The 8314-nt window shown below is 69.4% G+C and carries 7 protein-coding genes; 6 read left to right on the forward strand and 1 reads right to left on the reverse strand.

Features of this window, described 5'->3' with window-relative positions; genetic code table 11:
• The 4 genes from AB0B89_RS32975 to AB0B89_RS32990 all read left to right on the forward strand — a co-directional run.
• Positions 1 to 2184: ricin-type beta-trefoil lectin domain protein (locus tag AB0B89_RS32975; protein WP_358560598.1), on the forward strand; the 2184-nt coding region annotated here is incomplete at its 5' end.
• A gap of 80 nt (positions 2185 to 2264) precedes the next feature.
• On the forward strand, positions 2265 to 2726 hold the full coding sequence (locus AB0B89_RS32980) for a nucleoside deaminase (RefSeq protein ID WP_358560600.1): 462 nt from the start codon (positions 2265 to 2267) through the stop codon (positions 2724 to 2726).
• Between the two features lie 133 nt (positions 2727 to 2859).
• Entirely contained in the window at positions 2860 to 3978 is a 1119-nt protein-coding gene (locus AB0B89_RS32985) for an LLM class flavin-dependent oxidoreductase (protein ID WP_358560607.1), read from the forward strand.
• A gap of 28 nt (positions 3979 to 4006) precedes the next feature.
• The gene (locus AB0B89_RS32990; RefSeq protein WP_358560602.1) at positions 4007 to 4633 is read left to right on the forward strand and encodes an FMN reductase; all 627 of its coding nucleotides are present in this window, start codon (positions 4007 to 4009) and stop codon (positions 4631 to 4633) included.
• A gap of 190 nt (positions 4634 to 4823) precedes the next feature.
• On the opposite strand, the gene AB0B89_RS32995 is transcribed toward AB0B89_RS32990, so the two are convergent.
• On the reverse strand, positions 4824 to 5795 hold the full coding sequence (locus AB0B89_RS32995) for a hypothetical protein (RefSeq protein WP_358560604.1): 972 nt from the start codon (positions 5793 to 5795) through the stop codon (positions 4824 to 4826).
• A 524-nt stretch (positions 5796 to 6319) separates the two neighbouring features.
• Between AB0B89_RS32995 and AB0B89_RS33000 the strand changes: the two genes are divergently transcribed.
• Together AB0B89_RS33000 and AB0B89_RS33005 are read left to right on the forward strand one after the other, a co-directional pair.
• A complete protein-coding gene (locus tag AB0B89_RS33000; RefSeq protein ID WP_358560605.1) occupies positions 6320 to 7180 on the forward strand; it encodes an NmrA family NAD(P)-binding protein in 861 nt (286 codons plus the stop codon).
• 220 nt (positions 7181 to 7400) lie between these two features.
• Positions 7401 to 8314, forward strand: a 914-nt coding sequence (locus AB0B89_RS33005) for an FAD-dependent monooxygenase (protein ID WP_358560609.1), incomplete at its 3' end; no start/stop codon positions are given.

The raw sequence follows: 8314 nt of genomic DNA on the forward strand, positions 1-8314 counted from the left end.
CCACGGACTGGATCGCGGCCATGCAGCCAGGCAACACGCGGCCGACCCCGACGAACGAGGTCAACCTTCTCCAGCTCGTCGACTCCCAAGGCCGGCAACTCGACCAGCGGCGCCGAGCCTAGCCACAGGCACACCGCCGCGGACCTCGACTGCGACCGGGGGTACGAGTGGTGGCTGATGGAGCAGGCCAAGGCGCGCAACCCGAACATCAAGCTGGCGGGCCTGTCCTGGGGCGCCCCGGGATGGATCGGCAACCGCGCCTTCTGGTCGCAGGACATGGTGAACTACCTGGTCGACTGGCTGAAGTGCGCCAAGAACGGCCACGGGCTGACCATCGACTACCTGGGCGGCTGGAACGAGCGGGGCCGTGACCTCAATTGGTACATCAACCTGAACGCCGCCCTGGACGCCAACGGCTTCGGCAACGTCAAGATCGTGGCCGACGACACCAGCTGGGGCGCGGCCGACGACGCGGTGAACAACACGGCCTTCCGCAACGCCGTGGACATCTTCGGATCGCACTACGTGTGCGGCTACCGGAGCGCCCAGACCAACTGCCCCAGCTCCACGAACGCCGTCAACTCCGGCAAGGCGCTGTGGGCCAGCGAGAACGGCTCCGACGACTACAACGACGGAGCCAAGGCCCTCGCGCGTGGCATCAACCGCGACTACATCGACGGCAAGATGACCGCCTATCTCAACTGGCCGATCGTCGCCGCCATCACCCCGAACATCCCGTGGCCCACGATGGGCGTCGCCATCGCGCCCCAGCCGTGGTCGGGCTACTACGCGGTCGGCAGGAACGCCTGGACGATGGCGCAGACCACCCAGTTCACCGCGCCTGGCTGGCGCTATCTGGACTCCTCCAGCGGCTACATCGGCGGGGTCCGCACCAACGGCAGCTACGTCTCGCTGAAGTCGCCCGACAACTCCGGCTACAGCACGATCATCGAGACCGTGGACGCGACCGCGGCCCAGACGCTGAACCTCACCGTCACCGGGGGCCTGTCCACCGGCACCGTTCACGTCTGGTCGACCGACCTCAACTCCACCAACCCCGCCGACCACCTGGTGCGCGGCGCCGACATCACTCCCTCGGGCGGCGCCTACTCGCTGACCGTCCAGCCCGGCCGCGTGTACACCATCACGACGACCACGGGCCAGGGCAAGGGCACCGCCACGAGCCCCGCGTCCGGGTCGATGGCGCTGCCGTACTCCGACACCTACGACGGCTACGCGGTGGGCAAGGAGGCCAAGTACCTGATGGACCAGCAGGGGGCCTTCGAGGTGACCGCCTGCGGCGCGGGCCGCCCGGGCCGGTGCGTACGGCAGATGGCCCCGCGCATGCCGATCACGTGGGACGGGGACTACGACCCGTACGCGCTGCTCGGCGACGTGAACTGGAGCAACTACACCGTGACCTCCGACGTCCTGCTGGAGCAGGCGGGCTACGTCAAGCTCATCGGCCGCGGGGGCACGCAGCGCTACGACCCGGCCGGGCAGAACGCGTACTACCTGCAGGTCAGCGACTCCGGCGCCTGGTCGATCCAGCGCAACACCACCGCCAACGCCGTCACGACGCTGCGCGGCGGCACCGTGGCCGCCCTCGGCACCAACCGGTGGCACACCCTCTCCCTCGGCTTCTCGGGCTCGACGATCACCGCCAAGATCGACGGTACGACGGTGGGCACGGTCACCGACGCGACCTGGGGTGCCGGCCAGGTCGGCATCGGCACGGGCGCGACCGAGACGGCGCAGTTCGACAACCTGTCGATCACGCCCGGACCGGGCAACGGCTCGTCCGGCGTACTTCGCGGCGCCGCGTCGAGCCGCTGTCTCGACGTCCCCGCCCAGTCCCAGGCGAACGGCACTCAGGTGGCGATCTGGGACTGCAACGGCGGCGCGAACCAGCAGTGGAACCTCACCTCCGGCAAGCAGTTCCAGGTGTACGGAAGCAAGTGCCTGGACGCCGAGGCGGGCGGCACCGCGCCCGGCACCAAGGTGATCATCTGGGACTGCAACACCGGCGCGAACCAGCAGTGGAACCTCAACACCGACGGCACGGTCACCGGCGTGCAGTCGGGCCTGTGCCTGGACGTCACCGGCGAGGCGACCGCCAACGGCACGCTGGTGGAGCTGTGGACCTGCACCGGAGGCGCCAACCAGAAGTGGACCCGCACCTGACGGGCACGCGGGGCCCGGGCACGCCGGCACGCGCGCCCGGGCCCCGCGCGAGGGCATGCGGGATGGGCGATAGTTGGCTCATGACCAGCAACGTTGTCAGTCCGGCCGCCATGCTTCGGGTAGCGCTGGAGGAGGCCAGGTTGGGGTACGCCGAGGGCGGCATCCCGATCGGCGCCGCGCTGTTCGCGGCGGACGGCCGATTGCTCGGCCGGGGCCGCAACCGCCGCGTCCAGGACGGCGACCCGTCGGTGCACGGCGAGACGGCCGCCTTCCGCGACGCGGGCCGCCAGCGGACCTACCGGGGAACCACCATGGTGACGACGCTGTCGCCCTGCTGGTACTGCAGCGGCCTGATCCGCCAGTTCGGCATCACCGGGCTCGTCGTCGGCGAGAGCCGTACCTTCACGGGCCAGCACGAGTGGCTCGCCGCCAACGGCGTGAACGTGCTCGTCCTGGACTCCGAGGAGTGCTCCGACCTGATGACCGCCTTCATCGCCGCCAACCCGGCCCTATGGAACGAGGACATCGGAGAGGACGAATGAGCCCGGCCCCCGCCCGCTCCCCCCGATGATCCCCGCCGTACGGCCCGTCAGGCCGTCCTGACCGGAATAAGTCGCCCCGCCGCTACGCTGAGGACGGTTGAAACTTCAACGACATGAGGGACGGATGAGCGCGATGCAGTTCGGGATCTTCACCGTAGGCGACGTCACCACGGATCCCACCACGGGCAGGACACCGAGTGAGCACGAGCGGATCACGTCGATGGTCGCCATCGCGCTGAAGGCCGAAGAGGTCGGCCTCGACGTCTTCGCGACCGGCGAGCACCACAACCCGCCGTTCGTGCCGTCCTCGCCCACGACCATGCTCGGCTACATCGCCGCGCGGACCGAGCGGATCATCCTCTCCACGGCCACGACCCTCATCACCACCAACGACCCGGTGAAGATCGCCGAGGACTTCGCGATGCTCCAGCATCTGGCCGGCGGGCGCGTCGACCTGATGCTCGGACGGGGCAACACCGGGCCGGTGTACCCGTGGTTCGGCCAGGACATCCGCCAGGGCATCCCGCTGGCCGTCGAGAACTACGCGCTGCTGCACCGGCTGTGGCGCGAGGACGTCGTGGACTGGCAGGGAAACTTCCGCACGCCCCTGCAGGGCTTCACCTCAACCCCCCGGCCGCTCGACGGGGTCGCTCCGTTCGTGTGGCACGGGTCGATCCGCAGCCCCGAGATCGCCGAGCAGGCGGCGTACTACGGTGACGGGTTCTTCGCCAACAACATCTTCTGGCCCAAGGAGCACTTCATCCGCCTGATCCGGCTGTACAGGGAGCGGTTCGCCCACTACGGCCACGGCACGCCCGAGCAGGCCTACGTGGGGCTCGGCGGCCAGGTGTTCATGCGCAAGAACTCCCAGGACGCCGTGCGCGAGTTCCGCCCGTACTTCGACAACGCGCCCGTGTACGGCCACGGCCCCTCGCTGGAGGAGTTCACCGACCAGACGCCGCTCACGGTGGGAAGCCCTCAGGAGGTCATCGACAAGACGCTGACCTTCAGGGAGTCCTTCGGCGACTACCAGCGGCAGCTGTTCCTGATGGACCACGCGGGCCTGCCGCTGAAGACCGTGCTGGAGCAGCTCGACATCCTCGGCGAGGAGGTCGTGCCCGTGCTGCGCAGGGAGTTCGCCTCCGGCAGGCCGGCCCAGGTGCCGGACGGCCCCACCCACGAAGCCCTCGTCGCCCGCCGCGACGCCGAGGCGGACGAGGAGCGCGCGGTCACCGCCGGCTCCCCCTCCTGACCGACCCCCGCACCCCATGGAGGAGCAGATGAAGCCCCTGAAGCTCGTAGCCGTGTCGGCGGGACTCAGCCGGCCCTCGTCGACACGCCTGCTGGCCGACCGGCTGCTGGAGGCGGCCAGGCGGCGCCTGGCCGAGGAGCGTACGGTCGAGGTCCGCGTGGTCGAGCTGCGCGACCTGGCGACCGACATCGCCAACAACCTGGTGACGGGGTTCCCCGGCGCCCGCCTGCGTGAGGCGCTGGACGCGGTCGCGGAGGCCGACGGCCTCATCGCCGTCACCCCGATCTTCACCGCCTCCTACAGCGGGCTGTTCAAGTCGTTCTTCGACGTGATCGACAACGCCGCGCTCACCGGAAAACCCGTGCTCATCGCGGCGTCCGGTGGCACGGCCCGGCACTCGCTCGCGCTCGAACACGCGCTGCGTCCCCTGTTCGCCTACCTGCGCGCGATCGTCGTGCCCACCGCTGTGTACGCCGCCTCCGAGGACTGGGGGACGGCCGGGAGCGCGGGCGCCGGCGACGACCTCGCCGGCCGGATCGGCCGCGCGGCGGATGAGCTGGCCGACCTCGTCCTACGCCGACCGGCCACCCCGGAGCGGGCGGACGCCGACACCGTCGTCCCGTTCGAGCAGCACCTCGCAGCACTACGCCCCTGACCACCCCCGGCGCGGCTCGGCACGACGGGTTCCCGGCCACGGGTGCGAGAAGGTCCTCGTCCGTCTCGACGTCGCCGCCGGGCGGTGTACTGGTCAGCGTTGGGGCGGTCGCGGCGGACGAGAGCGAATTCATCGCCGCAACATCAGCGCCCCAGTGCTGATCCTGATTCGAGAGAACGGCGCCGGGACATCAATAAGGGGTTTCCTGGATCTTCCGAGCTTCAGCCGAAGCCCGGTCGTTCATTTTACGAAGACCGGCGATGTCCGACTCATGCTTGGCCAACCCGGTCGCATAGAATTGATCTTCGATCTTGCGACGATTCTCCGAATAGCTGATCGCCGAATCACACTTGGCATCGGCTGTAGCAAGCTCCACTTCCCTGTTCTGCGCCTCCTCGGAGTCGACCCTTTGGAGCGCATGCCCGCTCGCGGCCACCTCTCGGGCGGCTTCCGGATCTTTGAGACCCATGTGACCAGCTTCAGCCATGCAGTCCGACCACCGCCTGTTCAAATCGGTGATTCGGCTGTCGGATTTCACCTGCTGTTGTACTTCCATCGCGAACGAGCCCGCGAAGGTACCCCACTTCAACCAATCCTCCAGCGATCCGAACAGCCTCGAACGCGCCTCTGACAGACACCCGTCGCTCGAAGTCTCGGTGGTTCCCCCCTGCGGCAGAGTGACGCTCACCACTGGAGCGTCATCGCGTCCGAAGAAGGCATCCCCCCACCTCTGCTTGTCTTTTTCGGAGAGTTGGCCGAGTCCGGACGAGTCACCGTCTTCGGAAGTCTGAAGGTGCTCCTTGGAACGATATCCAGTACTACGAGCCTCGCTCAGAGGAGTGCCGTATGTATCGGCTACCAGCGTGGGGTTAGCGTCCCGGTCTGGGCCCTTGCGCTTGACGTAAGGAAGCCCTTTGCCGGTCATACAACGATATATCAGCTCCTCCGTCGCGGCATAACGTCCACTGTCTCCGGCAAAGAGGCCTTCGACCGCATGAATGATCTTTGGGTCGTGGCCGGGGAGCCGTCCACCTACCTCTAAGGCAGGTGCTTCTCGCTCATTTGTCTCGGCGGTAGATGACGCGACGAGAGTCACGGCGCCAAGTGAGCCGATCACCCCCAGGATCGATCCGGTCCACAACCACGTTCTACGTCGAACCATGAAAGCCGAATCTCCTTTGGATTCATATCAACATGTGCCGCCACTGCGCCGACGATCGGCAAACGGGCTCATCGCCATTCGAGGGTGTAGGTGAGGCCCGCAGTCCAACCGGAGAGTCCACGAGGCTGACGGTCAGCGTTCGACTTCGGTCGGATTCCCGATGACCGCCAGTCCATCGCCGTCACTGATCAGCTGAATCTCGTTATCCATCGTCGGCTCCTGAAGTGGGGCAGGGAAGCGGCTCTCCGCAGTTGAGGGTGGAGCCGGGGTGTGCGCGGCGGTCGCGGGCGGGGGTCGAGGCCTTCCAGGATGGGAGTTCCTACGTTCACCGTCCGACCGAAGATCTCGACGTGCCCCACGCTACCTTCGACGCCCCTGACGTGACCGCGTTCTTAGACGACGCCGGCCGTCCAGGCGTCCGCGGTGTCGAGGTCGCCGTCGCCGTCGCGCTTGACCTCAACCAACGTTGAGGGCACATGCTGAGCGGGACATCGCGCGTGGCCGACGACGAGAGAGGCATTTTGATGATCCTGGTTACCGGGGGCACCGGCAATGTGGGCCGGCACGTTGTAGCCCAGTTGCTGGAGAGGGGCGCCGGGGTGCGTGTGCTGACCCGGAGCCCCGCCTCGGCCGTCGTGCCGGAAGGCGCGGAGGTGGCGGGCGGCGACCTGGCCGATCCCACCACCCTGGATGCCGCGCTGGAGGGGGTCGCGTCGGTGTTCCTGGTCTGGCCCACCCTTTCGGCCGACCACGCCGCGCCCGTGACCATCGAGGCGATCGCCAAGCGCGTCGGACACGCCGGGCGCATCGTCTACCTTTCTTCGAACGGCGCGTCCGGCGACGCGGGGCCGGAGACCATCCTCGGGTCGCACGCACTCCTTGAGCGCCTGATCGAGCGGTCAGGACCGGAGTGGACGTTCCTGCGTCCCGGGGGGTTCGCGACCAACACCCTGATGTGGGCGTCGCAGATCCGCGACACGGGCGTCGTCCGCTGGGCCCACGGAGCGGCCTCCAGGCCGCTGATCCACGAGCGGGACATCGCGGCCGTGGGGGTGAGCGCTCTCACCGGCGAGGGGCACGGCGGAGCCAGATACGTGCTGACGGGCCCCGAGACGCTGACCCAGGTCGAGCAGGTGCACGCGATCGGCGAGGCGCTCGGCCGCCCGGTGCGGTGGGAGGAGCTCGCACCGGAGTCGGCGCTCCAGGAGATGATCGCCCAGGGGTGGCCGGCCGCGCTGGCGGAAGGCGTCCTCGGCGCGCACGCCCAGATGGTGACGGCGACCGAGCCGGTCACCTCCACCGTGGAGGAGGTGACCGGGGCACCGGCGACCCCGTTCCGCCAGTGGGCCACCGACCACGCCAAGGACTTCGGCGCTCCCGCCTGACCGCGAACCGGACCCGCGACTCCGGCGCTTCCGACTGGCCGCGAACCGCGCCCGCGGGGCGCGTGCCTGATCGTCATGGCGGGCCCGCCGCCACCTGGCAGGGCCTCAACCTGCTCGGCTTCGCGCTCATGGACGCACGCGACGCCCTCCGCACCGCGCGCTGACGCGGCGGAGCGGTTTCGCCCGCGCGCGGAGTGGCAGGCTGTCCAAGGTGGACGACATGTGGGATCTGGTGGTGGTCGGCGGCGGCCCGGCCGGGAGCGCGGCCGCCCTCCGCGCCAAACGGCTCAGGCCGGAGGCGCGGGTGCTGCTGCTCGACAAGGCGGACTTCCCCCGCGACAAGGCCTGCGGCGACGGCATCGCCGCCCACTGTCGCGACGAGCTGGCCCTGCTCGGGATCCCCGACCTGATAGCCGACTACCGGCCGACGCGGCGGCTGACGGTGGTCTCCCCCGGTGGCGCGCGGGTCTCCGCCACGGTCGCCCGGCCCAACCACGTCGTCCCCCGCATGGTCTTCGACGCACGCCTCGTCGACGCCGCACGGGCCCTCGGCGTCGACGTACGCCGCCACCGCGTTCGCGCGCTGGCCGCGGAGGACGGCCACGTCGTCCTCGACGGGGTCATCGCCGCCCGTGCCGTCGTCGCCGCCGACGGGGCCAACTCGGCCGTACGGCGCCTCATCGGCGTCGCCGCAACTCCGGACAAGCACGTCGCGATCGCCGTCCGCGGCTACGCCGACGTGCCCGGCGAGGACGACGTGCAGCTCATCGCCATGCAGAAGGAGGGATGGCCCGCGTACGCGTGGTCGTTCCCGATCGGCGACGGCACCGCGAACGTGGGCTTCGGGATGCTCCTGCCCCGGCTGCGCGCCACCGGGCTGCCCGGCCGCGAGGTGCTCCACGGACGGCTCGCCGAACTGCTGCCCCACCTGCCCGCCCGCGACCTGCGCGCCCACCATCTGCCGCTGTCCCCCGGCCGGCCGAGGCTCGGCGCGGGCCGGGTGATGCTCGCCGGGGACGCCGCCAGCCTCATCAACCCGGATCTCCACCAGCGACCGCAGCACCGCCGGAGCGCTCGCCTCCTCATAGGCCGACGTCGCCCGCACCAGGTCCCGGTGCCGCTCAGCATGGGAGA

The organism is Sphaerisporangium sp. NPDC049002, from assembly GCF_040649355.1.
Lineage (GTDB): Bacteria > Actinomycetota > Actinomycetes > Streptosporangiales > Streptosporangiaceae > Sphaerisporangium.

Coding starts and splice junctions, on each gene's coding strand:
- AB0B89_RS32980 (WP_358560600.1), top strand. CDS start 2,265: ATGACCAGCAACGTTGTCAGTCCGGCCGCCATGCTTCGGGTAGCGCTG.
- AB0B89_RS32985 (WP_358560607.1), top strand. CDS start 2,860: ATGCAGTTCGGGATCTTCACCGTAGGCGACGTCACCACGGATCCCACC.
- AB0B89_RS32990 (WP_358560602.1), top strand. CDS start 4,007: ATGAAGCCCCTGAAGCTCGTAGCCGTGTCGGCGGGACTCAGCCGGCCC.
- AB0B89_RS32995 (WP_358560604.1), bottom strand. CDS start 5,795: ATGGTTCGACGTAGAACGTGGTTGTGGACCGGATCGATCCTGGGGGTG.
- AB0B89_RS33000 (WP_358560605.1), top strand. CDS start 6,320: ATGATCCTGGTTACCGGGGGCACCGGCAATGTGGGCCGGCACGTTGTA.